At 69.7% G+C, this 26,823-nt stretch carries 17 protein-coding genes and 1 pseudogene; 11 read left to right on the forward strand and 7 right to left on the reverse strand.

Annotated features, from left to right (window positions below; translation table 11 throughout):
- Window positions 1-59 precede the first annotated feature (59 nt).
- The 3 genes and pseudogenes from G361_RS0134915 to G361_RS48820 all read right to left on the reverse strand — a co-directional run.
- On the reverse strand, window positions 60-2,204 hold the full coding sequence (locus G361_RS0134915) for a 3-hydroxyacyl-CoA dehydrogenase NAD-binding domain-containing protein (protein ID WP_019931790.1): 2,145 nt from the start codon (window positions 2,202-2,204) through the stop codon (window positions 60-62).
- A 45-nt stretch (window positions 2,205-2,249) separates the two neighbouring features.
- Window positions 2,250-3,461: an acetyl-CoA C-acetyltransferase gene (locus G361_RS0134920; protein ID WP_019931791.1), complete on the reverse strand. Its 1,212-nt coding sequence runs from the start codon at window positions 3,459-3,461 to the stop codon at window positions 2,250-2,252.
- Between the two features lie 1,925 nt (window positions 3,462-5,386).
- A pseudogene (locus G361_RS48820) lies at window positions 5,387-6,994 on the reverse strand (DNA polymerase III subunit gamma and tau); the annotation flags it as partial.
- Window positions 6,995-7,420: 426 nt separating this feature from the next.
- Here G361_RS48820 and G361_RS0134930 point away from each other — a divergent pair.
- The 3 genes from G361_RS0134930 to G361_RS0134940 all read left to right on the forward strand — a co-directional run bounded on the left by G361_RS0134930 (window position 7,421) and on the right by G361_RS0134940 (window position 12,019).
- Entirely contained in the window at window positions 7,421-8,293 is an 873-nt protein-coding gene (locus G361_RS0134930; RefSeq protein ID WP_231387188.1) for a hypothetical protein, read from the forward strand.
- 82 nt (window positions 8,294-8,375) lie between these two features.
- Complete coding sequence (locus tag G361_RS0134935) at window positions 8,376-9,671, forward strand: ammonium transporter (RefSeq protein WP_019931794.1); 1,296 nt, start codon at window positions 8,376-8,378, stop codon at window positions 9,669-9,671.
- A 74-nt stretch (window positions 9,672-9,745) separates the two neighbouring features.
- Window positions 9,746-12,019 (forward strand): MMPL family transporter, encoded by a 2,274-nt coding sequence (locus G361_RS0134940; protein ID WP_019931795.1) that lies wholly within the window; start codon window positions 9,746-9,748, stop codon window positions 12,017-12,019.
- Between the two features lie 4 nt (window positions 12,020-12,023).
- On the opposite strand, the gene G361_RS0134945 is transcribed toward G361_RS0134940, so the two are convergent.
- Together G361_RS0134945 and G361_RS0134950 are read right to left on the reverse strand one after the other, a co-directional pair.
- Window positions 12,024-12,977, reverse strand: coding sequence for a neutral zinc metallopeptidase (locus tag G361_RS0134945; RefSeq protein ID WP_019931796.1), 954 nt, complete (start codon window positions 12,975-12,977; stop codon window positions 12,024-12,026).
- Between the two features lie 241 nt (window positions 12,978-13,218).
- Window positions 13,219-14,088: a neutral zinc metallopeptidase gene (locus G361_RS0134950; RefSeq protein WP_019931797.1), complete on the reverse strand. Its 870-nt coding sequence runs from the start codon at window positions 14,086-14,088 to the stop codon at window positions 13,219-13,221.
- A gap of 365 nt (window positions 14,089-14,453) precedes the next feature.
- Between G361_RS0134950 and G361_RS0134955 the strand changes: the two genes are divergently transcribed.
- Window positions 14,454-16,058, forward strand: a complete 1,605-nt coding sequence (locus tag G361_RS0134955) for a DUF2207 family protein (protein ID WP_026343874.1) — start codon at window positions 14,454-14,456, stop codon at window positions 16,056-16,058.
- Window positions 16,059-16,153: 95 nt separating this feature from the next.
- Here the strand turns inward: G361_RS0134955 and G361_RS45880 are convergent, their stop codons facing one another.
- Window positions 16,154-16,744 carry a TetR/AcrR family transcriptional regulator gene (locus tag G361_RS45880; RefSeq protein WP_019931799.1) on the reverse strand — a complete coding sequence of 197 codons (591 nt, stop codon included), beginning with the start codon at window positions 16,742-16,744 and terminating at the stop codon, window positions 16,154-16,156.
- Window positions 16,745-16,878: 134 nt separating this feature from the next.
- Between G361_RS45880 and G361_RS0134965 the strand changes: the two genes are divergently transcribed.
- Window positions 16,879-17,991, forward strand: a complete 1,113-nt coding sequence (locus G361_RS0134965; RefSeq protein WP_019931800.1) for an FAD-dependent monooxygenase — start codon at window positions 16,879-16,881, stop codon at window positions 17,989-17,991.
- A gap of 10 nt (window positions 17,992-18,001) precedes the next feature.
- Here the strand turns inward: G361_RS0134965 and G361_RS0134970 are convergent, their stop codons facing one another.
- Entirely contained in the window at window positions 18,002-19,273 is a 1,272-nt protein-coding gene (locus tag G361_RS0134970; protein ID WP_026343875.1) for an ROK family protein, read from the reverse strand.
- A gap of 599 nt (window positions 19,274-19,872) precedes the next feature.
- Between G361_RS0134970 and G361_RS0134975 the strand changes: the two genes are divergently transcribed.
- The 6 genes from G361_RS0134975 (at window position 19,873) to G361_RS0135000 (ending at window position 26,810) form a co-directional block, all read left to right on the forward strand.
- The gene (locus G361_RS0134975; protein WP_026343876.1) at window positions 19,873-20,664 is read left to right on the forward strand and encodes a GntR family transcriptional regulator; all 792 of its coding nucleotides are present in this window, start codon (window positions 19,873-19,875) and stop codon (window positions 20,662-20,664) included.
- Window positions 20,661-20,888, forward strand: coding sequence for a ferredoxin family protein (locus G361_RS0134980; protein WP_019931803.1), 228 nt, complete (start codon window positions 20,661-20,663; stop codon window positions 20,886-20,888). Before G361_RS0134975 ends, G361_RS0134980 begins: the two co-directional genes overlap by 4 nt.
- Before the next feature lie 117 nt (window positions 20,889-21,005).
- Complete coding sequence (locus G361_RS0134985) at window positions 21,006-22,436, forward strand: ABC transporter substrate-binding protein (protein ID WP_019931804.1); 1,431 nt, start codon at window positions 21,006-21,008, stop codon at window positions 22,434-22,436.
- A complete protein-coding gene (locus tag G361_RS0134990) occupies window positions 22,433-23,305 on the forward strand; it encodes an ABC transporter permease (RefSeq protein WP_026343877.1) in 873 nt (290 codons plus the stop codon). The genes G361_RS0134985 and G361_RS0134990 overlap by 4 nt, the downstream gene beginning before the upstream one ends.
- Complete coding sequence (locus G361_RS0134995) at window positions 23,302-24,063, forward strand: ABC transporter ATP-binding protein (RefSeq protein ID WP_026343878.1); 762 nt, start codon at window positions 23,302-23,304, stop codon at window positions 24,061-24,063. The genes G361_RS0134990 and G361_RS0134995 overlap by 4 nt, the downstream gene beginning before the upstream one ends.
- Window positions 24,064-24,083: 20 nt before the next feature.
- Window positions 24,084-26,810: a fumarate reductase/succinate dehydrogenase flavoprotein subunit gene (locus G361_RS0135000; RefSeq protein ID WP_019931807.1), complete on the forward strand. Its 2,727-nt coding sequence runs from the start codon at window positions 24,084-24,086 to the stop codon at window positions 26,808-26,810.
- Window positions 26,811-26,823 lie beyond the last annotated feature (13 nt).

Below are 26,823 nucleotides of genomic sequence, written 5' to 3' on the forward strand. Positions count from 1 at the left end.
GGAGAATTTCCGCGATCCGGGCCGTCGGAGCTCCCGTCACCTCGGGAATTCGGCGCCCGTTACTTGCGCAGCGAGGCCGGGACCTGGAAGCGCGCGCCGTACTTGGCGGCCAGGTCGTCGGCACGGGCCACGAAGGCCGCCTGCCCACCCGGGTAACCGACGATGAACTGGTGCACGCCACCGGTCCAGGCCGGGTAGCCGATGCCGAAGATCGAGCCGATGTTGGCGTCGGCGGTCGAGGTCAGCACGCCCTCGTCGAAGCACTTCTGGGTCTCGATGGCCTCGGCGAACAGCATCCGGTCGATCAGATCCTGGAACGGCGCCACCTCGTCGGTGGTGGTCTTGAAGTGGTCGCGCAGGCCCTGCCACAGGCCGGTACGCTTGCCGCTCTCGTCGTACTCGTAGAAGCCGGCCTTCTCCAAGCGGCCCGGACGGCCCTCGGCGACCAGGTAGTCGATGACATCCTGGGCCGGGTGCCGCGCCGGCAGGGTGACCTCGCCGCGCTCGGCCGCCTCGGCGGTCTCCTTGGCGATCTTCTGCATGAGCTTCAGGTTCAGCTCGTCCGACAACTGCAGCGGCGCGGCCGGGTAGCCCGCCTGCAGGCCGGCCTGCTCGATGGTCTGCGGCTCGATGCCCTCGCTCAGCATGGCGATCGCCTCGTTGACGAAGGTGCCGATCACGCGCGAGGTGAAGAAGCCGCGGCTGTCGTTGACGACGATCGGGGTCTTCTTGATGGCGAGGGTGTAGTCGTACACCCGGGCCAGCGCCTCGTCCGAGGTCTTCTCGCCCCGGATGATCTCCACCAGCGGCATCTTGTCGACCGGCGAGAAGAAGTGGATGCCGATGAAGTCCTCGGTCCGCTTCACGCCGGTGGCGAGTTCGGTGATCGGCAGGGTCGAGGTGTTGGAGCCCAGCAGCGCGTCCGGGGTCACGACGTCCTCGATCTCCTGGAACACCTTGTGCTTGAGCTCGGTGTTCTCGAAGACCGCCTCGATCACGAAGTCGACGCCCGCCAGATCCGCCGGATCGGCGGTCGGATGGATGCGGTCCAGGACCGCCTTCGACTTCTCCTCGGTGCTGCGGCCCTTGGCGACCGCCTTCTCCTCGAGCTTCACCGAGTAGCCCTTGCCGCGGTCGGCGGCCTCCTGGCTGACGTCCTTCAGCACGACCTGGTAGCCGGCCTTGGCGCTGACGTACGCGATACCCGCGCCCATCATGCCCGCGCCGAGCACGCCGACCTTGGTGATCTCGCGCTTCGGCACATCCTTCGGGCGGGAGCCGCCGTTCTTGATGTGCTGCAGGTCGAAGAAGAAGGCCTGGATCATGTTCTTCGCGACCGGGCCGGTGAGCAGGTGCACGAAGTAGCGCGACTCGATGGTCGACGCGTTGTCGAAATCGACCTGGGCGCCCTCGATCGCGGCGGCCATGATCGCCTTCGGCGCCGGCATGTTGGTGCCCTTGATCTGCTTGCGCAGGTTGGCCGGGAAGGCCGGCAGGTTGGCGGCCAGCGCCGGCGAGGACGGGGACCCGCCCGGAATCTTGAAGCCCTTCTTGTCCCACGGCTGCACGGACGCGTCGGGGTTGGCCTTGATCCACGCCTTCGCGGCGGGGACCAGCTCCTCGACGGTGCCGACCAGCTCGTCGACCAGGCCCAGCTCCTTGGCCTTGGCCGGCTTGTTCTGCTGGCCCTCCAGCAGCACCTGCAGCAGCGCGACCTGGATACCGAGCAGGCGGACGGTACGGGTCACGCCGCCACCGGCCGGCAGCAGGCCGAGGGTCGCCTCGGGCAGGCCGATGACCGAACCCGGCGCGTCGGCCGCGATGCGATGGTGGGTGGCCAGCGCGATCTCGAGGCCGCCACCGAGCGCGGCGCCGTTGATCGCGGCGACGACCGGCTTGCCCAGGGTCTCCAGCCGGCGCAGATCGCTCTTGATGCCCTCGACCTCGGCGAAGATCGCGGCCGCGTCGTCCGGGGTGGTCTGCATCATGTTCTTCAGGTCACCGCCGGCGAAGAAGGTCTTCTTCGCGGAGGTGATGACGACGCCGGTGATGTCGTCCTTCTCGGCCACGAGGCGGTCCACGGTGGCCGTCATCGAGCTCTTGTAGAGCTCGTTCATGGTGTTGGCGCCCTGGTTCGGGTCGTCGAGCGTGAGCACGACGATGCCGTCGGCGTCCTTCTCCCACGCGATCATGTTGTCGGTCATAAGGTCTTGTCTCCCAAGAAGTTCGAAGGCAGCTACGGAAGGTCGTCAGACCCGCTCGATGATCGTGGCCACACCCATGCCACCGCCGATGCACAGCGTCACGAGGGCGTAGCGGCCGTTGCGGCGCTCCAGCTCGTCGACCATCGTGCCGGTGATCATGGCGCCGGTGGCGCCGAGCGGGTGTCCCATGGCGATGGCGCCGCCGTTGACGTTCAGCTTCTCGTTCGGGATGTTCAGATCCCGCTGGAACTTCAGCACCACGGAGGCGAAGGCCTCGTTGATCTCGAACAGATCGATGTCGTCGACGGTCAGTCCCGCCTTGGCGAGCACCTTGTGGCTGGCCGGCGTCGGGCCGGTGAGCATGATCGTCGGGTCGGCGCCGCTGGTGGCGGTCGCGACGACGCGAGCGCGCGGGGTCAGGCCGGAGGCCGCGCCGGCCTCCTCGCTGCCGACCAGCACCAGCGCGGCGCCGTCGACGATGCCGGAGCTGTTGCCGCCGGTGTGCACGTGGTCGATCTTCTCGACGAAGTGGTAGCGCTGCAGCGCCACGGCGTCGAACCCACCGAAGTCACCGACGACGCTGAACGCCGGGTTCAGCTTGCCCAGGTCGGCCGCGGTGGTGCCGGGACGCATGTGCTCGTCGTGGTCCAGCACGGTCAGGCCGTTGAGATCGGTGACCGGGACGACCGACTTGGCGAAGAAACCGCCGCTCCAGGCCGCCGCCGCGCGATCCTGCGACTGCACGGCGTACGCGTCGACATCGTCGCGGGTGAAGCCTTCGATGGTCGCGATCAGGTCGGCCGAGATGCCCTGCGGGACAATGTAGTTCTCGTAGCTGGTCCACGGGTCGGCGAACATCGCGCCGCCGTCGGAGCCCATCGGCACCCGGGACATCGACTCGACGCCACCGGCGATCACCAGGTCGTCGAAGCCGGAGCGCACCTTCTGCGCGGCCAAGTTGACGGCCTCGAGGCCGGAGGCGCAGAAGCGGTTGATCTGCACGCCGCCGACGGTGTCGGGCAGGCCCGCGGTCAGCACGGTGGTGCGGGCGATATCCGCGCCCTGATCGCCGATCGGGGAGACGACGCCGAGGATGATGTCGGAGATCCGCTCCTCGTCCAGATTCGGGAACCGGCGGCGCAGCTCGTGCACCAGGCCGGTGGTCAGATCGATCGGCTTGATCGAGTGCAGCGAACCCTTCTTGTTACGGCCACGCGGGGTTCGAATGGCCTCGTAGATGTAGGCCTCTGTGGTCATATCGGAGACTTTCCTTCCTCGAGGGTGCGCCCGGTCGGCCGGTGCGCAGGTAGACCTCGCCGACCGGCCATGCGACCGACCGTCTTGACGCTGTAAGAACATCGGCACACGGCGGTTGACGTGGTACGGAGCACCCGGTCACCCGAGCACCTCCGAGCCGCGCTGCACCACTGCTGACGACCACCCGTCCATAGTACCGCCAGTTGCGAACTCCGGTTAACTTAACGGTGTAGTGCCGGTTGCTGTCAACCCTCCAGACGGGTTGCCCCCAGCTCTGCGCGCAACAGCTCCAATGCCACCTCATCGGGGTCACGACGGTCTTCCGGAGCCACCGGCCGTGCCGATTCGGCGAGCATTTCGCGCTCCTCCTCGGGCGTCGACGCTGGCGGGACACCGTCATAACCTACCGACGGGTAGTCAGAATAACCTACCGACGAGTAATCGACCGGACCGGGATCATCGGGGTAATCGGGAGCATCCGGTGGTGGAATGTCGTCGTCCGGCGGGGCGTTCCGGGAGCCCTTGTCGGCGTCGCCGGACCTGGCCGTGGGCGTATGCGTCCCCGCCTCGCCGGCCCGCGCCTGACTGGGCCGGGAGAACTTCGGCGGCTCCGACGACTTGGCCGGATTCGCCGCCGCCCGCCCGTTCTGCGGGCGAGCGGGCCCGCCGTTCGCCGCACCCCCCTGCGGCCGGGCGTTCGCACCGTCGGTGCCACGCGCTCCCGCGCCGCCGGCCGAGGACCGCGCGCCGGCGGCCGGCTGCCCGGGCCCACCGACCTCCCAGCGGACGCCGTACGAGCGCCCGAGCACAGCCCGGACGGCCGACTCCACCGCCTCGACATACTTCGGATTGGACAACCGTTGCGCCAGCGGCGCGTGCTGATGCGTGAAGACGATGGTGTCGCCGTCGACCCGGGACACCGCGGCCCCGGACAACAAGGCGTGCACCGCCGCCCCGAACTCGCGCACCTTCGCCCGGATATCACTCCAGGCCGCCTCGATCTCCCGAGTAGCGTCCGCGGCACCTGCCGGAACGGCCGAGGCTGCGTCAGCCGGGAAGTCGGCCCCCTCGGGGGTCGCAGCGGACGAATGCGGATCTTCCGCGACATCCGGGTGCCCGGCGGCCGCGACACCGCCATCGGATCCCGCCGCTGCGGACCGACCGCTCACACTGCCGTCGTGCCGCTGGATCGCATCGGCGGATGAGGGCCGGGCATCCGCATCCCCACGGACTTGCTGTACTGCATCCGCAGATCCGGACCGGACATCCGCATCATCGCGGACGTGCCGTGCTGCATCCGCAGATCCCGACCGGACAACCGCATCGTCACGGACTCGTTGTGCCGCATCCGCAGATCCCGACCGGGCATCCGCATCATCGCGGACGTGCCGTGCCGCATCCGCAGATCCGGACCGGGCATCCGCATCGTCACGGACTCGTTGTGCCGCATCCACGGATCCGGGCCGAACGCCCGCTTCGTCGCGGAACTGCGCCGCCGCGTCGGCGGATCCGGGTCGGACGTCCGCGTCATTGTCGAATTGACCTGCCGCATCGGTACTTTCGGTCCGGATATCCGAATTTCGGTCGGATTGTCCTGCCGCGTGGTCGCTTTCGGACCGAGCACTCGAAGCGCCGCCGGACGGCCTTGCCGCGCCGGCCGATTCGGGCCTGGCGTTCGCATCGTCGCGGAACTGCCGTGCCGCGTCAGCGGATTCGGGTTGGAGACCCGCATCGTGAGGCTGCCGTGCCGACTCGGACGATTCGTGGCGGGTGGCTGCGCTGTCGTCGGACCGACGTGCCGCATCCGCGTCCGAAGACGCGGATTCGGGGGAAGCATCCGCGCCATCGGCGAGGTGTCCGGATCCGCGCGCGGAGTCGGAGGTGTCCCGGATCGTCTCTGTCCGAGCCGGGTTCGGGCGGGGGGAGGCGTCTGCCGCATCGGACTCGGCGCTGCCTGCCGGGGCGGCGCTGGGACGCTGTGCGGTGGTTCCGGTGTCGGGCCGGGGTGCATGACCCGGCTCACCGACGGCTGTGGGGGCCGGTCCGGGTGGGTCGGCGGGCATCGGCTCGTCGGCGGGCCGATCGGGCTCGGGGGCGGGTGGGATCGGCTCGGCCGGGCCGTTCGGCGATTGGGCGCGGTGGGCCGGGTGCGGGCGCGGCTCGGGCTGCGCGGATCGCGGTGGTTCCGGCTCGGCCGCCGGGCCCTTGTTCGCTCGCAGTGCGGCGAGCGCTTCGGCGCCGCGGCGGCGTGATGATCCGGAGGCCGGTGCGGTGGGGGCCGCGGATCCGCCCGGGGATCCTGCCGGATCGGTGGCGGAGTCGGCCGGGGAATCGGCGGCGGGCCGGCCGGCCGATGCCGCGGCGGGGGCGATCGCGCCGCTCGCCACGCCGCGTTCGAGGCGTTCCAGGCGTTGCAGGGTGGCGGATTCCGCGTCCGAGACCGAGGGCAGCAGCATGCGGGCGCACACCACCTCGAGCAGCAGGCGGGGAGCGGTGGCGCCGCGCATCTCGCCGAGGCCCGCGTGCAGCAGTTCGGCGTAGCGGGTCAGGGTGGCGGGGCCGATACGGCCGGCCTGGTCGTGCATGCGGTCCAGCACGTCGCCGGGACCGGAGACGAGGGCGCGTTCGACGGCGTCGGGGACCGCGCGCAGCAGGATCAGATCGCGGATGCGCTCCAGCAGGTCGCCGGCGAAGCGGCGGGGATCGTGCCCGGCCTCGACCACCCGGTCGACGGTGCCGAACAGCGCGGCCCCGTCGTCGCCGGCCAGTGCCTCGACCGCCTCGTCGATCAGGGCGATATCGGTGACGCCGAGCAGGGCCAGCGCGCGGTTGTAGGCGACGCCCTCGGGGCCCGCTCCCGCCAGCAGCTGATCGAGCACGCTGAGGCTGTCGCGCGGTGAACCGCCGCCGGCGCGGATCACCAGCGGATAGACGGCCTCCTCGACCTGTACGCCCTCCTGCTCACAGATCCGGCCGAGCAGCCCGCGCATGGTGGCCGGCGGCAGCAGCCGAAACGGGTAGTGGTGGGTGCGCGAGCGGATGGTCGGCAGCACCTTGTCGGGCTCGGTGGTGGCGAAGATGAAGATCAGGTGGGCCGGCGGCTCCTCGACGATCTTCAACAGCGCGTTGAAGCCGGCCGTGGTGACCATGTGCGCCTCGTCGACGATGAACACGCGGTACCGCGATTCGGCCGGCGCGTAGAAGGCCCGGTCGCGCAGTTCGCGGGTGTCGTCGACGCCGCCGTGACTGGCCGCGTCGAGCTCGATGACGTCGAGATTGCCGGGGCCGCCGGGCCCCAGCGCCACGCACGAGGCGCAGACCCCGCACGGCCGGGAGGTCGGACCCTCCACACAGTTGAGTGAGCGCGCGAGGATGCGCGCCGACGAGGTCTTGCCGCAGCCTCGCGGGCCGGAGAACAGGTAGGCGTGACTGATCCGCCCGGTGTCGAGCGCGGTGCTGAGCGGATCCGTGACGTGCTCCTGCCCCACGACCTCCGCGAAGGTTGCCGGTCGGTACTTCCGGTACAGAGCCACGGGGTGAGGGTACCGGCGTCCACCGACAGCGTCTCCGTCATGGCGGCACGCGCGTTCTGCGACCTTCGATCACCGGCCAAACGTGACCCATGTCACAATTATTCCGGAAACCCGTTCCGGGCACGAGAACCGACCGAGCGTTTCCGAATTCCGGCAGGACCGGACTTGATAACTTACGGTTTCCCCCGGGCTACAAAATTCGAATTCCCGAACAGCGCCGCCGGGCAAACTATTTCCCCGTTTGCACTCAACGCCACCAACATAACGATCATGTCAAGCAATTAGCCTTCTCGCAATTGACTGGCTAACGTGATCCCCGGCAACTTCGGTAGCCAAACCTTCATCAGGTTGGTGGCCCCGGTCGGTCCCTCATCCCGACCGGGGCACAACCTGGCAACTCGCCGCAGTCAGCGCGGGAGTTCTTCGATGGGACGTCACCCGAACTCCTGCCGGATCCCGGAGGAAAACCCGACCGTGCCGCCGTGTGACGACATCGCCGCCGCCTGGCTCTCACGTACCGAGTTCGCGGACGACCGGACTGCCGTCGGTCTGCTGAGCAGAGCGATCAGCCCGCGCGAGTACGCCCTCAAACGAGATTCGCTACCGGTGACGGCCGCCGCCGATCCCCGTACCTCCGCCGCCATCCTCGAACTGCTGGAGCGCGGCCAGGTACCGACCATGGCCGCGATCCGGACGCTCATCGTGCAGAACGAGATGCGCGGGGAGGCCGAACGCATCGAGCGCCTCGGCCGACGCGCGCAGCGCAGCATCGACGACGTCGGCCGGCTGCTGGCCCAGCTCACCCACGAGTACTGGGTGATGAACGACGTCGGCCCGACCCGCCGCGACATCCTGCACACCGACCCCATGTTGGAGCTGATCCGCGAATGCGTCGGTGACATCTCCCCGAACGCGGTCAAACACCTGTGGCTGATCGAGCGTGCCCAACGGGCCGGCTGGATCGCCTACAACGCGGAGCCGCGCTCACTCTGCGCGGGCCGGCGATTCCATGCCGCGAAATACGGCAACCGGGTCTCGCTGCGTCCGGTGAACACCATCGGCACACTCGTGGCGAGCTTCCTCGATCAGCATCGGACCGAGCAGGGCCGCCCGCCGCGCTGGTCGGTACTCGCTCACGACCTGCGGGACGACCGGGGTCGGCGCGTGTTCAACGACACCGCCGACGTCCGGGCACAGCAGCAGTGGCTGATCACCGCCGAGTGGCTCGCGCTGGAGGAGGATCTGCCGGTACCGGGCCCACGCGGGCGGCGCGCGCTGACCCGCAAACCGCGGCGATAAGGGCACGTCACCCGCGCGATCCGGACCCGTGTGAGCATTCGGTAACTTTCTTGCAACGCTGCCCGCGTCCGAAGGAGTTACCGTGCCCTCGTCGATCGATCCCGCCGCCACGGTCTGGCTACTGATCAGCACAGCGTTGGTGCTGCTCATGACGCCCGGCCTGGCGATCTTCTACGGCGGCATGGTCCGCTCCACCGGCGTCCTGAACATGCTCATGATGAGCTTCGTCTCCATTCCGCTGGTGACGGTGACATGGCTACTGTTCGGCTATTCGATGGCGTTCGGCCGGGACGCGGGCGGTGGAATCATCGGCAACCTCGGGCATTTCGCACTGTCCGGGATCACGCCCGCAACCGTGCGGGTCGGTGTTCCGGAATTGCTCTATGTCACCTTCGAGCTCACCTTCGCGATTCTCACCGTGGCGCTGGTCAGCGGCGCCATCGCGGACCGGGCGAAGTTCTCGGCCTGGGTGGTGTTCGTGCCGCTGTGGACGCTGCTGGTGTACGTCCCGATCGCGCACTGGGTGTGGGGACCCGACGGCTGGCTGGCCTCGTTCGGCGCGCTGGACTTCGCCGGCGGCCTGGTGGTGGAGATCGCCTCCGGCGCCTCGGCGCTGGCGCTGGCCCTGGTCCTGGGACCGCGGATCGGGTTCAAGGTGGACGCGATGCGCCCGCACAATCTGCCCTTCGTGCTGCTCGGCGCGGGACTGCTGTGGTTCGGCTGGTTCGGCTTCAACGCCGGTTCGGCACTGAAGGCCGACGGGGTCGCGGCGGCGGTATTCCTCAACACCCTGGTCGCGGGCTGTCTCGGCATGCTCGGCTGGCTCGTGGTGGAACGGGTGCGCGACGGGCATCCGACCACCTTCGGCGCCGCGTCCGGCGCGGTGGCCGGACTGGTCGCCATCACGCCGTCCTGCGGTTCGGTCGATACGCTCGGCGCGGTCGTGGTCGGCCTGGTCGCGGGCGTGGCGTGCTCGTTCGCCGTGGGCTGGAAGTTCAAGGGCGGCTACGACGATTCGCTGGACGTGGTCGGCGTGCACTTCGTCGGCGGGATCACCGGCACCCTGCTGATCGGCCTGCTGGCCAGCAAGGTGATGACCGGTGGCGCCCGCGGCCTGTTCTACGGCGGCGGACTCGCCCAGCTGGGCAAGCAGATCGTGGCCGTGCTGGTGGTGGCGTCGTGGGCGTTCGCGATCTCGTTCGCGCTCGGCAAGGTGATCGATCGCGTGCTGGGCTTCCGGATCAGCAAGGAGGACGAGGTCGCGGGCATCGACTTCGCACTGCATGCCGAGACCGCATACGCCGAGGGCGTGCACGGTCACGCGCCGCGCGGGTTGTTCGGCAACAGCCCGCGACCGCCCGGTGATCGGGATCACTGACCGGCCCGCCGTGGACCACGGTCACCCGGATAGGCTGGCACCGTCACCGTACGGCCGTTTCAGGGGGACGCCCAATGCTGACTCGCCTGGCCCGCCTCACCACTGGGCATCCGCGCACCACCTTGTTCCTCGCGCTGGTGGTGGCGCTGTTGTGCGGAGTGTTCGGGTCCTCGGTCGCCGGTGAACTCAAGGGCGGTGGTTTCGTGCCGGGCGACGCGGAATCCGCCCGCTCCGCGCGGCTGCTGGCCGATCATTTCGACGGCGCCGACCCGAATCTGGTGGTGCTGATCGGAGCGGACCAGGGAGTCGACAGTCCGGCCGCGGAGGCCGCGGCGCACGCCGTGCTCGACCGGTTACAGGCGCGGCCGGATATCGCCGGTCTGCGCTCGTACTGGACCAGCCCACCGGCGGTCCGGGCGACCCTGCGCAGCACCGACGCGAAACAGGGCCTGATCCTGGCCTATCTGACCGGCGGCGACGAGGCCTCCGAGAAAGCGGCCGGGAAGGTCGCCGACGAGCTGGACGAGTTGCCGGCCACCCGCGTCCCCGGCATACACATGCTCCAGGGCGGCTCGGCCACCATGTTCCACGAGGCGAACAGCCAGGTCACCAAGGATCTCGCGGTCGCCGAGGCGATCGCCGTGCCACTGACCCTGCTGGTCCTGGTGCTGGTGTTCGGCAGTGTGATCGCCGCGTCGCTGCCGCTCGCGATCGGGATATTCGCGATCCTGGTCACGCTGGCGATCCTGCGGGTCTGCGCGCTGCTCGCCGACGTCTCGGTGTTCGCCTTGAACATGACCACGGCGATGGGCCTGGCCCTGGCGATCGACTACAGCCTCTTCATCGTCAGCAGGTTCCGGGAGGAACTGGCCGACGGCCGGGCCCCGCGCGACGCCGCCATCCGGGCGGCGGTGACCGCGGGCCGCACGGTGTTGTTCTCCGCCCTCACGGTGGCGCTGGCGCTGGCCGTGCTCGCGGTGTTCAACCTGTTCTTCCTGCAGTCGTTCGCCTACGCCGGGGTCGCGGTGGTGGTGGCGGCGGCCGCCGCATCGATCGTAATTCTGCCCGCGGCGATGGTGCTGCTCGGCGAGCGGGTCAACGCGTGGGATCTGCGCGAGCCGGTCCGGCGGCTGTTCCGGCGCCCCGCACCGCGACCACGCCCGCTCGAGCAGACCTTCTGGTACCGCACCGTGACCGTGACCATGCGCCACGCGGTGCCGGTCTCGGTGGTGCTGATCATCGTGCTGCTGACCTTGGGCGCACCCTTTCTCGGCGTGAAATTCGGCTATCCGGACGATCGGGTGCTGCCCACCGGCGCCAGCAGCCGGGCCGTCGGCGATGTGCTGCGCCACGAGTTCCCCGCGATCAACACCGGCGGTGGCACCACCGTGCTGCTCGACGGATATTCCGGTGACGCGGGCAGTTACGCAGCCGCGCTGTCGTCCGTCCCCCAGGTATCCGCGGTGCTGTCGGATACCGGTGTGTACATCCGCGGGCATCGGATGGCCGATGCACCGGCCCGAATGGCCAACGCCACCGGTCAGTACCTGGTGGCGGCAAGCGATCTGGACCCCTTTGCTCCCGCCGGGAAGCAGCAGTTGCAGAATCTGCGCGCGGTACCCCCACCGGCGCCCGCCATGTTCGGCGGCAGCGCGGCGATCAACGCCGATTCCCTGCGCTCACTGGGCGCCCGGTTGCCGCTGGCGCTCGCGCTGATCGTGCTCGCCACCGTGGTGGTGCTGTTCCTGTTCACCGGCAGTGTGGTGCTGCCGCTGAAGACGGTGGTGCTCAATACACTGTCGCTGTCGGCGATGTTCGGGATGATGGTGTGGATCTTCCAGGAGGGACATCTGTCCCGGCTGATCGGATTCACGCCCACAGGCACGCTCGTGCCGACTATGCCGATCCTGATGTTCTGCGTGGCCTTCGGCATGTCCATGGACTACGAGGTGTTCCTGCTGTCACGGATCCGCGAGGCGTGGCTGGCCTCGCCGCGCACGCGCGACGACAACGTGCGCTCGGTGGCGATCGGCGTGGCACGCACCGGCCGCATCGTCACCGCCGCGGCGCTGCTGATGGCGATCGTGCTGGGCGCGCTGGTGTCGTCGAAGGTGTCGTTCATGCAGATGTTCGGGCTCGGCCTGACGCTGACGGTGCTCGCCGACGCCACCCTCATCCGCGGCCTGCTGGTACCGGCCTTGATGCGCTTGATGGGCACCGCGAACTGGTGGGCGCCGCGGCCACTCGCACGCCTGCACGAGCGGCTCGGCCTGCACGAGGAGGATGCGCCGGACCTCGAAAAGTCCGGCGCCGCAAGCGATTCGGAATTACTGCACGACGTGCGGTGAACCGTCAGGAGACATCGCCGGAATCGGCGTTCCAGGTATTGCACTGCTGCGAGCGGTTCGACTTGTAGCCCTGCGCCCACCAGTCGCCGTAATGCCTCGTGGTGCCGTGGTCGCGGACGTCACCGGGCCGATCGCCACGGGTGTAGCTGTCGTCGATGGTGTGCTGACCCTGCTGCGCGGTGACGGTTCCGGCCGCCTGCGAGGAGCCGACGAACATTCCGCCGAAGCATTGCGCCTCCAGCTCCAGGCGCCGGGACAGCTCGGCGCCGGCCGCGGAACTCTGCCCGGCGTTGTAGCGGTCCCGGCTCTCCTTGGCCATGATCCCGGACATCGCCTGTACGTGGTGGCCGTACTCGTGTGCGAAGACCGCCAGGTAGATGACCGCGTCGTTGCCGTACATATCGACCTGGATCTTGTCCAGCGGCATGTAGATGGTGCTGTTCGCCGAGCAGTAGAAGGCGGCGTAGTTCGGCGATCCGCCGGTGCACGGCGACGGCTGGTCGGCGGCGTGGACCGGCACCGCGATATTCGGGGTGGCGAACGACAGTCCGGCCGCGCGCAGCAGCGGCTGCCACATCCGGTCCAGGCAACCGCGCGCCGCCTCGAAGAAGGCCCGCGCCGACGCCTGATCCGAAGCCCAGCGCGGATAGTCGCACGCGATGTTCTGCAGGCCGTATTCGGGATCGGCGAAGATCGCGTTGTCGACGGTCGCCGGACGCGGCCCGGTGGGCGTGGGTGTCGTGGCGATCGCGCTCGTGGTCCGGGAGACGTAACTCGTCCGGGCGGCCGCGGTGGGCACCGGCGCGGCGGAGGTGGGGACCGCGGCGTCGGCGGTCGACGGATAGGTGAAACTCGGCGGCGGGAAGGACGGGTGCGCGGTATTCGTGCTGCTGCCACCCGCGACCGCGAACACCAGTGCGGCGGCGGCCAGCACGACCACCAGCAACACCGCGAACACCGCGATCAGTATCCCGCCGCCACCGCCGGAGCGACGCGGCGGATACGGATACCCCGACGGCGGCAGCGGCGGAAAGCCCGGCGGCCGACCGGGATACCCGCCCGACGGTGGATAGGGTTGCGGCGCACCGTAACCGGGGGCCCCGTAACCGGGGGCCCCGGGGCCGGGCGGCGGCCCGTAACCCGGTGGCGGCGGAAACCCTTGCGGTGGTGGATATCCCGGCGGGTAGCTCATCGTCGCCTCAGCTCACATCGGTTGCCGAGGCAGTGAAGGTGTTGCACTGCGCGGTCTTGTTGTCGTCGAAACCCGCGCTCCACCAATCGCCCATGTGCTGCGAGGTGCCGTGGTCGCGCATATCGCCGCCGGCGTCGCCGCGACCGTAGGCGTCCTTGCGGGTGATCGTGGTCTGCGCGGAGGTGAGCGAACCACCGCCGGAGGTCGCGGCCAGGAACATGCCGTCGAAGCAGTTGGCCTGCAACTCGATTCGACGCGAGATCTCGAGACCGCCGGAGCTGGTCACGCCCGCGTCCCGGCGCTGCTTGTTGGCCGCGGCCATGATCCCGGCCTGCGCCTGCACGTGATGGCCGTACTCGTGCGCGAAGACCGACAGGTAGACCTCCCAATGGTTCTGGAACATGTCGGTCTGCAACTGGCTGATGGGGAGGTAGATGGTCTGGTCGGCGCTGCAGTAGAAGGCGGCGAAATTGCTGCTGTTACCGGTGCACGGGGTGGTGATACCGGCCGTGGTCGCCGTGACGTTCAGCTTGGGCGGGGTGAACGGCAGTTTGTCGGCGGTGAGCACCGGGCGCCACGCCTGCTCCAGACATGATGCGGCACTGGTGAAGAACTTGCGGGCCGTCTCGACCTGGGTACCCCAGGGGGCGTAGTCGCAGTGCGCCGGACTCAGCGGCGAACCCGGGTCGGCCAGCAGCGGATTGGCGCCGGTCGCGGCGACTCCCGTGGCGCCGGAATCCTTTCCGTTGCCGGGGGCCGGCACGCCGGAGGGGTAGGTGTAGTGCGCGCCGGAGTCCGACGGAGTGGTGCTGCCGGGCTTGCTCCCGCTGATCGCGCCCCGCACCACCAGCCCCGCGACGATGAGTACGAGAACCACCAGGACCGTGCCGATTCCCCCGCCACCGCGGCGGCGCTGCGGCGGCCGGCCGGGCGGGCCGTAGGGCTGCGGCGCCCGCGCCGGATACTGCGGCGCGGCCGGGTAGGGAGAGGAATACGGCTGCTGCGGATGCGGCGGCCGCCCTTGCGGATATGATTGTGGCGCCGGGTATCCCGGCTGCCCGTACCCCTGACCTGGATGGGACGGCGTCCCGTACGGCGCCGGTCGACTGTTTGGCGGTATCGAACCGTATCCGTAGGGTGGTTGACTCACTCCCCCGTGCCCCCGTTTCTAGCAGGTACTTCCCGAGTCGGCGCTTCTACAGCCGATGACGAACCATACCAAGCTGTCTAAGATCTGGCTTCATGCTTATCTCTCGGGGGGGCGCCCTGGGCGCTCTATGGCTGGTCGCCGCGGGCTTGTTCGCCGCGGGTCCGGTTGCGCAGGCACAGGATCCGATCGACGGCGTCACCATCGCGGCGGACATCAAACTCACCGACGACGGCCTGATGCAGGTCGCGGAGAAGATACAGGTACCGCCGGGCGGGCAGTTCCACATGGTGCTGCCGCTGCGAGTCGCGTTCGGCGACAGCGGGGAACGGCGCTTCACCGTCACCGATATCGGCTCCACCGGCGCCGGCACGGCCACGGTGGACGGCGACCTGTTCACCGTCGAGGCGCGGCCCGGCGACTCCTCGTTCAACTACACCGTGCACGGCACCGTCAACGACGCACCGGGCAGCCAGGTGTTCCGCTGGACCGGCGTGCTCAACACCGACGTCGCCTCGATCACCGCCTCGGTGATCAGCCCCAGCTTCCGAATGGGTATCGCGGACTGCAAGATCGGGCCGGCCGGGCAGCAACAGCTCTGTGCCGATGTGCGAGTCGAGCCCGACGGGGTCCTGACCCTGCACAAGGACGGGCTGCGCAAGGGCGACATCATCGATCTGAGCATGCAGTTGCCACCGGGTACGGTGCCGCCGAACGCCGACATCCACGACGGGAAGGGATCGACCGCGTTCTCCTTCGGCGCACCGGTCCTGGTCGCCTTCGGCGTCCTGGTGGCCGCGCTGCTCGCCGCCGCCGGTTTCGTGTTCTGGTCCCGGCGCCAGGACGCCGCGGCGCTGGCGGCGCGGGAACCGCTGGATCCGGTGCGGCACAAGGACAATCGAGCCGAGTTCATCTCCCCCGACGGGGTGCTGCCCGGTGAGGCCGGACTGCTGCTCGACGCCTCGGCCGACGCCACCGATCTGGCCGCCACCGTGGTCGATCTGGCCGTGCGGCGCTACCTGTGGATCACCCCGATCAGCGATGCCGACTGGCGGATCAACCGGGTCAACGCCGCCGACGATCAGCTGCGGGGCTACGAGCGGGAGGTGTACCGCGCGCTGCTGCCCGACGGCACCGATTCGGTGCAGGTGTCCGAGCTGCGCGGGCGGGTGGCGGCGAATCCGGCGCGGGCCGCGCTGCGCGCCGACGCCGCCGCGAACGGCACCCTGATCGACCCCGCCCGGCGCGGCCTCGCCTTCTGGCTGGGTATCGCGCTGCTGGTGGTGGGCATCGGCGCGACCGTGGGGCTCGCCGTCGCCGGACGGCATGCCCTGGTCGGCGTGGCCGTCGCGCTCGGCGGCGTGGCGGCGCTGCTGCTGCCGCGCTATCTGCCCCGCCGCACGGCCGCGGGCCGGAAGCTGGCCGGGCAGGTGCGCGCCCTGCAACGCGGCCTCGATGCGGTGCAGGCCGGCCAGATCCCCTCGGCCGACCGGGAACTGGTGTTCTCCCGTGCCCTGCCGTTCACCATCATCGGCGGCCGCGTCGACAACTGGATCCGCGCCTTCCGCGACCTGGACCCCACCAACGACCGGAATCCGGGCCTGTACTGGTTCGGCGGCTTCGAGCGCGACCGCAACCTGCACCGCTTCGCCGGCCACTTCCCCTACTTCATCACCGCCCTCGAGGGCTTGTTCGCTTGAGTTTTCGGCCTTCGCTTCGCTTCGGCGGGTTCGTGGCCCCCTTTGTCTCGAACAACAGGGGTGAGCCATCGGCCGGGTGGGGCCGTTGACCGGGGTCAGTCCTTGCTTCGTTCGGGGGGTTCGGGGTTGGGGCGCATGCCGTTCAGGGCGATCGTCATGACGCGGTGGACGGTTGCGGAGTAGGACTGTTCCGGTAGTACGTAGACCTGGAGGGTCATCAGGCTCGCCACGTCGTCGGCGGTGACGTCGGGGCGTAGGTCGCCGTCGGCGTGTGCCTGTTCGGTGAGCGCGATGATCAGGTCCGCGATGCGGGCGCGCGGGGCGGCGAGGGTCGCGTCGTTGCGGATGTCGCCGTGCAGACCCGGTTCCAGCGCGGAGGCCATCGCGCCGAGGCGTAGTTCGGCGCATTCGCGCAGGATCCGGCACAGCGTGGGCCAGGCACCGGCCTCCTCTTGCTGGGCGGTGGTGGCCAGATCGGCCAGACCCGTCAGATAGGCGTGGGCCGCGGCGCTGATCAGCGCGGCGCGGTCCGGAAATCGGCGATACAGCGTGCCGACGCCGACACCGGCCTGATCCGCGATGGCCTTCATCGGGACGTCGACCCCGTGTTCGCGGAAGATGACCTGGGCCGCGGCCAGGATCTGATCGCGATTGCTGCGGGCGTCGGCCCGCAGTTGTTCGGCCATCGGCGCACCTCTTCGAACTCGTCTGCTTCCGCTCCGGGAAATGGTACGAGAAACATGTGGACGAAAATGTTCCGGTTAGCGTACCGTAGAGCCGTAGCGGACGAATTTCGTCCACTTGATGAGAGGAAGCCGAAATGGGCGCACGCATCCTGATCTCCGGCGCCGGTGTCGCCGGCTCGACCCTGGCCTACTGGCTGGCCCGGCACGGCCACCGGGTCACCGTCACCGAACGCGCCGCGGGGCTGCGGTCCAGCGGAAATCCCGTCGACGTGAAGGGCGCCGCGGTGGACGTGGCCGAGCGCATGGGGGTGATGCCGCAGTTGCGGGCGGCGGCCTCGCACACGAACCGGCTGGTGTTCGCCGACCGCACGGGACAGATCCGGTCGTCGGTGAGTATGCGGAGCTTCCAGAGTTCGGCCGGCGACCGCGAGGTGGAGATCTCCCGGTCCACGCTGGCCGCGACCCTGCTGGCGGCCGCCGCCGGTGAAGCCGAGATCCGCTGGGACGACACCGTCACCGCGCTCACCCCCGCCGGATCCGGGGTCGACGTCACCTTCGCCCGCGCCGAATCGGCGCATTTCGATCTGGTGGTCGGCGCCGACGGCGTCCATTCGACGGTCCGCCGGCTGGCCTTCGGCCCGGAGCCGGAGTTCACCCGCAACCTCGGCATGTACGTGGCGACGCTGCCGGTGGACCGGCCGTTCGCCGCGCCGGACGAGGTCGTCATGTACAACCTGCCGGGCGCGGCGCTGTCGGTACATCCGGGTGCGGGACAACCGGTGGCCGCCTTCATGTTCCGGCACGAACCGGTACCGGACCTGGACTATCGCGACACCGCGCGGCAGTTCGGGATGATCGCGTCGGTCTACGGCGGACGGCTGGGCGTGTTCGAGCCCTACCTCGACGCGGTCGGCGCGGCCGAGGACGTGTACTTCGACGCGGTGACGCGAGTGGTGTTGCCGCACTGGAGTTCCGGCCGGATCGCCCTGGTCGGCGACGCGGCGTCGAGCCTGTCGCTGTTCGGCGACGGTTCCACGCTCGCGATCTGCGGCGCGTACACGCTCGCCGAGGAACTCGCCGCGACGCCCGGCGATCTCACCGGGGCGCTCGCCCGCTACGAGCGGCGGCACCGCCGGCTGGTCCGGCCGCGGCAGCGCGGATTCCGCACCGCCGGAATGCTGCTGGTGCCCAAGACGCGAACCGGTATCGCGGTGCGCGACAACGCGGTTCGCGTCCTGAGCCGATGAGGACCGCGGGTCAGCGCGGGGTGCGGGTGGCGCGCCGCATCGCCGACAGCGGGTCGGCGTAGAAGACGCTCAGCGAGGTGACCGCCGCGGCGTGCTCCTGCACCCGGCCGCCGAACCGGCTGATCCGCAGATCGGCCGGCGGCAGGGTGGTGCTCTGCGCGAAAGCCCTTGCCACCCGGTCGATTCCGGGCCGGTAGCCGGTGAAGGCCTGCCCGCCCAGTACCACCCGATCCGGATTGAACATGTCGCGGATCAGAGCCGCTGCGCGACCGAGGATCTCGGCTCGCTCCAGCAGCACCTCGCGCGCCGGTTCCGACCCGGAGTCGGCCGCCCGGTACAGATCGGCGATCACCGGGCGCCGCGGCGCCTCCCGCTTCGGCACGATGCCCGCCCGTACGGCACGGCCCAGCACCGCCGCCTCACCGACGGTGGCCTCGAGGCAGCCGCGCCGGCCGCAGCGGCATTCGATATCGGAACCGGTGGGCAGGTGCGCGATGGAACCGGGACCGCTGCTCGGCGTGTGCACGCGATCGTGCAGCGTCACCGCGATACCGGCGGTCTCCCGCGCGTAGATGTAGAGGCTGCTGTCCGGATGCGTGCGCGGCTCGTCGCCGGTGGCCAGTAGCAGTTCGGCGGCGGCCATCGCCTCCACGTGCGCGGCGACCGAGACGGGCAGGTCCAGCACACTGCCGAATACCGCGCCGACCGGCGCGGCGTGCCAGTCCAGGCGCGGATGGTCCACCACACCGGCGGCCGCGTCGACCCGGCCGGCCAGCGCGATACCGCTCCATAACGGGCGGCGGCGCGGTAACCGGTCCAGGAACGCCTTGGCGCTGCGGGCGATGATGGTGAGCGCGGCCTCCTGACCGGTCTGCGGGGTGGCGATCTCCAGGCCACCGAGGATGCGGCCGGACAGGTCGGCGGCGATCATGCGGGTGACGTTGGCGCCGATGTGCACGCCCAGGGTCGCGTACGAGTCGGTGTCGACCTCGAACGGAACCCGGGGACGGCCGACCGCGCCGGATGCGGTGAGATCGGCGCGTTCTCGCAGCAACCCGGCCGAAAGCAGGGCCGCCACTTGGCGATTGACGGTGGCGATACTCAATCCGGTTGCCTGTGCGGCGGTGTCACGGAAGATGGGGCCACGGGTGGCGGCCCGGAGCACTGCGGCGGCCGGGTTGTCGGCGATGCGCAGCTCGGGGGGAACGGCGGGTCGGGCGGGCGCGGTCCGGGTGGCGGACAGGGCGGAATTAGACGGTCGCTCGAGGGTGGGGCTCGTCATGAGGCGGCAATCCTTGTTGAGGTCCCCGCGGCAAGGGGACGAATTCCGAGACAGCAACAAGGCAGCGAGAAGGGCCGAGAGATCTTACCGGAGGACTCGAAGAGCGGTTCTCAGCTGCGCGGCCGGGAGCAACACAGTTCCCGTTGCCGCGGCAGCCGTACACCGAGCGCAACCGTCACATACGTGACGTGTGCGGCGTTCGGATGGCTGGGAGACATGTTTCAAAATGTAACATCCCATGTCTCGAAGACGCCAGACCGGGCGGTCTGCATCCATTCCGATCACCCTGAACATAACTTTTCCGCCCCTGGGGCCGGTGGCGTAATAGCCCCGATCCGGCGCATCCAGCCAGGCCGGACCATCGGGCCGGCGGCGGAATCCACCGCCCGCGCCGACGGCCCGGCGCCGGCCCGCCGATACCGGCGAACAGTCTCGGTACAGTGACGAACCAGCAGGTCACGGGCATGAAGGAGGATCGGATGATGCCAGCACCGGCGCCGTCGCACGACCCCGGCCCGAGCGCCGGAAACGGCCCGGCCGCGGCCGGCGACGAGCCCAGCGGCGGCAGTGGGCACGATCACCGGCTGCGGCCTGTCGAGATGGACGGGATCGATATCACCGACCGTCCGGTTCGCGCGGCGGGCGGCGACCGCGTCCGGCGGGCGGACCGGGCCCGGCAGGTCGCCGACATCCTGCGCCAGCAGATCCATACCGGCGCCTTCGCGCACGCGCTGCCGAGCGAGACCGAACTGGCCGCGGAATTCGCCGTCTCCCGCAACACCGTGCGCGACGCGCTGGCGCTGCTCAAGGACGAACGGCTCATCGAGCGCGCCCCCAAGGTCGGCACCCATGTGGCGCAACGCAAATACGATCACGGCCTGGACACCCTGCGCGGGCTGAAGGAAACCCTGCGCGGGCACGGCGAGGTACGCAACGAGGTGCGCGCGGCCCGCCGGGAGGATCCGCCGCCCGCCGTCGCGCGCCGGCTGCGACTGGAGCCGGGTGTGCAGGCGGTGTACCTCGAACGGCTGCGCTACCTCGGCGATCTGCCGCTGAGCCTGGACCTCACCTACCTCGCCCCCGATATCGGCGAGGCGGTGCTGGACCGCGATCTGGAGTCCAACGACATCTTCGCCCTGATCGAGGAGATCAGCGGCGGGCCACTGGGATCCGCCGATCTGGTGCTGGAGGCCATCACCGCCGACACCCATTCGGCGGCGACCCTGCAGATGCCCGAGGGCGGCGCGCTGCTGCTGCTCGAACGACTCACCCGGCTCGACGACGGCCGGCCGGTGGATCTGGAGTACATCCGGATGCGCGGCGACCGTATCACCATGCGCGGCAGCCTGTTCCGGCCCGCCGACGCCAGCGATTGGAGGCTGATCCGATGACCCTGGTCAACCAGCGCGCCGATGTCCCGGTGACGATCGACGAATCCCTGTGTATCCAGGGCTGCACACTGTGCGTGGAGATCTGCCCGCTGGATTCGCTGGCGATCAATCCGGACAACGGCAAGGCGTTCATGCACGTCGACGAGTGCTGGTACTGCGGGCCGTGCGCGGCGCGCTGTCCCACCGGCGCCGTCACCGTGAACATGCCCTATCTGCTGCGCTGAATCCGTGGCCGCTGCGAACTCGTGACACCGCAGCGCATTTCCGTCCGTCCCGATGAGCGGCGAATCCGCGTCCGCCTCCCGCGCTGCTGTTGCGGCGCCGCCCCCGCAAGGATCCCTATGAAGTACCGTCCTGCCCGTCTCGTCGCCGTCGCCGCGACCCTGGCCCTGGCCGCCGCGGGTTGTTCGCTCGACAGCACTTCGGATTCCGCCGGCACCGTCGCGGTCGTCGTCGGATATCAGTCCAAGACCATCAACACCGTCACCGCCGGCACCCTCCTGAAAGCGAAAGGCTTTCTGGAACAACGGCTCTCCGCGCTGAGCGCGAAGGGCGGGCCGAAATACCGCGTGGAGTGGCAGGATTACGACACCGGCGCCCCGATCACCGCCCAGATGGTCGCGCAGAAGATCGATATCGGCTCGATGGGCGACTATCCGCTGCTGATCAACGGATCCCGCACGCAGGCGACCGAGAAGTCGCGCACCGAATTGGTCTCCGTCACCGGCTATCAGCCGCACGGTTCGCTGAACATGATTGTGGTGGGCCAGGATTCGTCGGTGCAGTCGCTGCGCGACCTCGCCGGGCGGAAGGTGTCCTCCAGCGTCGGTTCGGCCAGTGACGGGTTGCTGCGACAGGCGTTGAGCCGCACCGGCATCGACCCGAAGTCCGGCGTCGAGGTGCTCAACCAGCAACCGCAGGTCGGCGCGTCGGCCCTGGAATCCGGTCAGGTACAAGCGTTGTCGCAGTTCGTGGCGTGGCCCGGACTGCTGGTGTTCCAGAACAAGGCCAGGCTGCTGTACGACGGCGCCGAACTGAACGTGCCCACTTTCCACGGCGTGGTGGCCCGCCGCGACTACGCGAAGGACCATCCGGAGGTGCTCGACGCCTTCCTCCAGGCCCAGCTCGACGCGACCGACTTCCTGCACCAGCACCCGCTGACGGCGGCGCAACTGGTCGCGGACGGTTCGGGACTGCCGCCGGAGGTGGTGTACCTGTACAACGGCCCGGGGGGCACCTCCTTCGACGCCCCGCTGAAGCCGCAGCTGATCTCGGCGTTCAAAGGTGATGTGCCGTACCTGAAGTCGATCGGTGACTTCGCCGATCTGGACATCGACGGGTTCGTGAACGACGAGCCGCTGCGCAAGGCGTTCGCCGAACACGGCGCGAACTACGACGCGGCCGTGGCGAACTTCGGCAATCCGGCGCCGATCACCGGTACGGATCCGGTCGCGAACCGACCGGTGTCCGATCCCGCCCTGGCCGGCGAGATCTGGCTCGACGGTCAGGACACCGCCACCCCGGCGGCGGATCCCACCGGCCTGCTGCGCGCGGTGAAAGCGGCCCGCGCCCAAGGGAAGAAGGTGCGCGCCGCCTATGTGCCGGACGCCGAATTCGGCACCCGGTGGTTCGCCGACAAGGCGCTGTGGGTGCACGCGGGCGACACCTATCTGCCGTTCACGACGCCCGCGGCGGTGCAGCGGTACCTCGCGGCGCACCCCGGCGGCGTGGCGGTCTCCTACGAGCAGGCGGTCGGCGAGGTGCGATCATGAGCGCGAGCCTCGGGACCTTACCGATTCCGGTGGCCGCGCTCGACGCCGATGCCCCGCCCGCCGATCCCGTGACCCCGGCCCGGGGTGGCCGGGTGTGGCGGTCGCGCGCGATCCGGGTCGTCTCCGTGCTGCTGGCCGTACTGCTCTGGCAGGTGTTGACCGCCAACCATATTCGGGTCTGGGTGCGCTTCGACACGCTGCCGACCGTGACCCAGATCCTGCGCGCGCTCGGGCATCAGCTGGGGACGAACACCTACTGGCTGGATCTGGCGCAGTCGCTGATCCGCATCCTGAGCGGATTCGGGCTGGCCGGAGTGCTCGGCGTGGCAACGGGTATCGCGCTGGCGCGCTCGCCGCTGCTGTCGGATGTGCTGGGGCCGTTGACCGAACTGCTCCGGCCGGTGCCGGCGATCGCGATCGTGCCGGTGGCGATCCTGCTGTTCCCCACCGACGAGGCGGGAATCGTGTTCATCACCTTCCTCGCCGCGTTCTTCCCGATCATGGTCAGCACCCGGCACGCGGTGCGCGCGCTGCCGACGATCTGGGAGGACTCGATCCGCACCCAGGGCGGCGGCCGCTGGGACGTGCTGTGGCGAGTGGTGTTGCCGGGCAGCCTGCCCGGCGTATTCGGCGGGCTCTCGGTCGGGATGGGCGTGTCCTGGATCTGTGTGATCTCGGCGGAGATGATCTCCGGCCGCCTCGGCGTGGGCTACCGCACCTGGGCCGCCTACACGGTCGTGGACTATCCCGGCGTATTCGTCGGCATCATCACCATCGGCGTACTGGGACTGGGCACGTCGGCGGTGGTCGAACTGGCCGGCCGCCGGGTGACCCGGTGGCTGCCGCGCGCGCAGGAGGTCACGGCATGACACGCGACACCGGAATGGGTTTGCGGCTGGACGGTGTCGAACTGGCCTACGGCGGAGCGGCCGTGGTCGCCGACTTCACCCTGGACGTGCGGCCGGGCGAGATCCTGGTACTGGCGGGACCTTCGGGCTGCGGCAAATCGACCGTGCTGCGCGCACTCGCCGGACTGCTGCGGCCGCGCGCGGGCCGGATCCTCGCCGACGGAACCCCGGTCACGGGTCCGGACCGGGATCGGGCGATGGTGTTCCAGGACGACGCGCTGCTGCCCTGGCGCACCGTGCGCGCCAATATCGAACTGGCACTGAAACTTCGGGGCGTGCCGCGGGCCGGACGGCGCGAACGCGCGGATCGGTGGATCGAGGAGGTCGGTCTCGCCGGCTTCGGCGATCATCTGCCGAAACGACTGTCCGGCGGGATGCGGCAGCGCGTACAGCTGGCTCGCGGCCTGGCCGGCGCCCCGCGGGCGGTGCTGATGGACGAGCCGTTCGGCGCGCTGGACTCGCGCACCCGCGCCACCATGCAGCGGCTGCTGATCGACACCTGGCACACCCATCCGACCACGGTCGTCTTCGTGACCCACGACGTCGACGAGGCGCTGCTGCTCGGCGACCGGATCGTGGTGCTGGGCCGCGCCGGCCGGCCGCCGCGCGCCCTGCTGGAGGTGCCGCGGCCGCGCGAGGCCGCCGCCGACCGTTCCGGCCTGCGCGCCGAAATTCTTGCCGCACTGGACCATTCCGACGACATCGCCGTGATGTCCTGACCCTCCGTGGAGCGTTCCCGATGCAGATTCCGGATTCGGCCGAATTCACCCGCCTCGACTGCGACGTACTGGTGATCGGCGGCGGCACCGCCGGCACCATGGCGGCGCTGACCGCCGCCGAACAGGGCGCGAACGTGCTGCTGCTGGAGAAGGCGCACGTGCGGCACTCCGGCGCGCTGGCGATGGGGATGGACGGGGTCAACAATGCCGTCGTCCCCGGTAAGGCCGAACCCGAGGACTACGTCGCCGAGATCACCCGCGCCAACGACGGAATCGTCAACCAGCGCACCGTCTATCAGACGGCGACGCGCGGCTTCGCGATGGTGCAGCGGCTGGAGCGCTACGGGGTGAAGTTCGAGAAGGACGCCTACGGCGAGTACGCGGTCCGCCGGGTGCACCGCTCCGGCTCGTACGTGCTGCCGATGCCGGAGGGCAAGGACGTCAAGAAGGCGCTGTATCGCGTACTGCGGCAACGGAAGATGCGCGAGCGGATCCGCATCGAGAACCGGCTGATGCCGGTGCGGGTGCTGACCGCGAACGGCCGGGCCGTCGGCGCGGCCGCATTGCACACGCGCACGGGCGAATTCGTCGCGGTCGGCGCGAAGGCGGTGATCCTGGCCACCGGCGCCTGCGGCCGGCTCGGCCTGCCCGCCTCCGGTTACCTGTACGGCACCTACGAGAATCCCACCAACGCCGGTGACGGTTACGCCATGGCCTACCACGCCGGGGCCGAGCTGTCCGGTATCGAATGCTTCCAGATCAACCCGCTGATCAAGGATTACAACGGACCGGCCTGCGCCTATGTCGCCAACCCGTTCGGCGGCTATCAGGTGAACGCGCAGGGTGAGCGCTTCGTCGATTCCGACTACTGGTCCGGGCAGATGATGGCCGAGGTGAAGCGGGAGATCGAATCCGCCCGCGGGCCCATCTATCTGAAGGTCTCGCATCTGCCGAACGAGACCCTCGAATCGCTCGAGGGCATCCTGCACACCACCGAGCGGCCGACCCGCGGTACCTTCCACGCCAACCGCGGCCACGACTACCGCACCCACGACATCGAGATGCACATCTCCGAGATCGGTTTGTGCAGTGGACATTCGGCCTCCGGCGTCTGGGTCGACGAGCACGCCCGGACCACCGTCCCCGGCCTGTACGCCGCGGGCGATCTGGCCTGCGTACCGCACAACTACATGATCGGCGCATTCGTCTACGGCGATCTGGCCGGTGCGCACGCCGCGTCCACTCTCGCGGAAGTGACCGCACCCGAGGAACTTCCGGCGGATCAACTCACTGCCGCGCACGAACTGATCTACCGTCCGCTGCGGCATCCCGACGGCCCGCCCCAGCCCCAGGTGGAATTCAAACTCCGGCGCTTCGTGAACGACTATGTGGCCCCGCCGAAGACATCGACGAAGTTGTCGCTGGCGATCGAGACCTTCGACCGGATGCGCACCGAGATCGCGGATATGGGCGCCACCACCCCGCACGAGCTGATGCGCTGCGCCGAGGTGACCTTCATCCGCGACTGCGCCGAGATGGCGGCCCGCTCGTCACTGACCCGCACCGAATCCCGTTGGGGTCTCTACCACGAACGCGCCGATCTGCCGCAGCGCGACGATACCGACTGGCGCTTCCACCTGAACCTGCGCAAGAACGCCGACGGCGCCATGGAATTCCTCAAGCGGCCGGTCGCACCGTATCTGGTGCCGGTCCCCGAATTCGCCGATGTGCCCAGTGCCGCCACCGAACCGATCCCGGTCCGCCAGCCGGAGCCCGTCGCGGGTCCGCCGCGCACCGGTACCACGGCCGCGGCCGCCACCCGCACCACGATCCACAGCGCCGACGAACCGGACGATGCCGCCGCACCCCGCATCGCCCAACTGCTGCGACTCGACGCCCCCACGGTGGCCGAACTCGTTCCCTATCTGGCGGATTCGCAGCCCCGGGTCCGCGCCACCGCTCTCTCGGTCCTCACCGAGAACACCCCGGACGGCTTCGCCGAGGCCCTCGTCGCCGCACTCGGCGACACCGAGGCGCCCGTGCGTGCTGCCGCCATCGCGGGCCTGCGCGAACTCGTGGAGATCCTGCCCCGCGACGTGACCATCGCGGATCCGCCGCATCCGGGTGTCCTGCCCGCGCACACCGGTTCTCCCGATCCTCAGGTGCGGGCCGCCGTGGTCGATCTGCTCCGCGCCCTCCACGCCGGCACCACCGAACAGTTCACGAAGGCGGTGCACGACAACGATCATCGCGTCCGCGTCGAGGGGGTCCGCGCCCTGGTGTCGCTGGACGACTGGTCCGCCCTGGAAACGGCGGCCCACGACGAGAACCGGGAGGTCCGCATCGCCGCCGCCCACGGCTTGGCCACCGTCGGCCGCGGTGGCGCGCAGACCCTCCGCACCCTCACCACCGACCCCGACCCCTTGGTCCGCGCCGCCGCCCTGGCTGCCCTGGCGCCCCTCGGCGATACCTCGGACGCACCGATTCTCACTGCTGCCCTGCGTGATTCGGCCTGGCAGGTCCGCGTCGGTGCGGCCCGCGGCCATACCGCCCTGGGCCCGGAAACCGCCACCGAACCCCTGCACACCGCCCTCACCGACCCGCACCCCGACGTCCGCAAGGCCGCCGTCCTCACCCTCGCCGACTGGCCGGCCCACCCCGCCGCCCGCACCGCCCTGGAATCCGTGCTCGACGACACCGACGCCGACGTCCGTGCCTACGCTCGCCGAGCCCTCACCCACTCCTGAACGGCCACAACGA

The organism is Nocardia sp. BMG111209 (assembly GCF_000381925.1).
Taxonomy (GTDB): Bacteria; Actinomycetota; Actinomycetes; order Mycobacteriales; family Mycobacteriaceae; genus Nocardia.

What these genes read in the sequence shown, in the direction of transcription:
- G361_RS0134915 (WP_019931790.1), bottom strand. Translation starts at nt 2,204, where the DNA reads ATGACCGACAACATGATCGCGTGGGAGAAGGACGCCGACGGCATCGTC.
- G361_RS0134920 (WP_019931791.1), bottom strand. Translation starts at nt 3,461, where the DNA reads ATGACCACAGAGGCCTACATCTACGAGGCCATTCGAACCCCGCGTGGC.
- G361_RS0134930 (WP_231387188.1), top strand. Translation starts at nt 7,421, where the DNA reads ATGGGACGTCACCCGAACTCCTGCCGGATCCCGGAGGAAAACCCGACC.
- G361_RS0134940 (WP_019931795.1), top strand. Translation starts at nt 9,746, where the DNA reads ATGCTGACTCGCCTGGCCCGCCTCACCACTGGGCATCCGCGCACCACC.
- G361_RS0134955 (WP_026343874.1), top strand. Translation starts at nt 14,454, where the DNA reads ATGCTTATCTCTCGGGGGGGCGCCCTGGGCGCTCTATGGCTGGTCGCC.
- G361_RS45880 (WP_019931799.1), bottom strand. Translation starts at nt 16,744, where the DNA reads ATGGCCGAACAACTGCGGGCCGACGCCCGCAGCAATCGCGATCAGATC.
- G361_RS0134965 (WP_019931800.1), top strand. Translation starts at nt 16,879, where the DNA reads ATGGGCGCACGCATCCTGATCTCCGGCGCCGGTGTCGCCGGCTCGACC.
- G361_RS0134970 (WP_026343875.1), bottom strand. Translation starts at nt 19,273, where the DNA reads ATGACGAGCCCCACCCTCGAGCGACCGTCTAATTCCGCCCTGTCCGCC.
- G361_RS0134975 (WP_026343876.1), top strand. Translation starts at nt 19,873, where the DNA reads ATGGACGGGATCGATATCACCGACCGTCCGGTTCGCGCGGCGGGCGGC.
- G361_RS0134980 (WP_019931803.1), top strand. Translation starts at nt 20,661, where the DNA reads ATGACCCTGGTCAACCAGCGCGCCGATGTCCCGGTGACGATCGACGAA.
- G361_RS0134985 (WP_019931804.1), top strand. Translation starts at nt 21,006, where the DNA reads ATGAAGTACCGTCCTGCCCGTCTCGTCGCCGTCGCCGCGACCCTGGCC.
- G361_RS0134990 (WP_026343877.1), top strand. Translation starts at nt 22,433, where the DNA reads ATGAGCGCGAGCCTCGGGACCTTACCGATTCCGGTGGCCGCGCTCGAC.
- G361_RS0134995 (WP_026343878.1), top strand. Translation starts at nt 23,302, where the DNA reads ATGACACGCGACACCGGAATGGGTTTGCGGCTGGACGGTGTCGAACTG.
- G361_RS0135000 (WP_019931807.1), top strand. Translation starts at nt 24,084, where the DNA reads ATGCAGATTCCGGATTCGGCCGAATTCACCCGCCTCGACTGCGACGTA.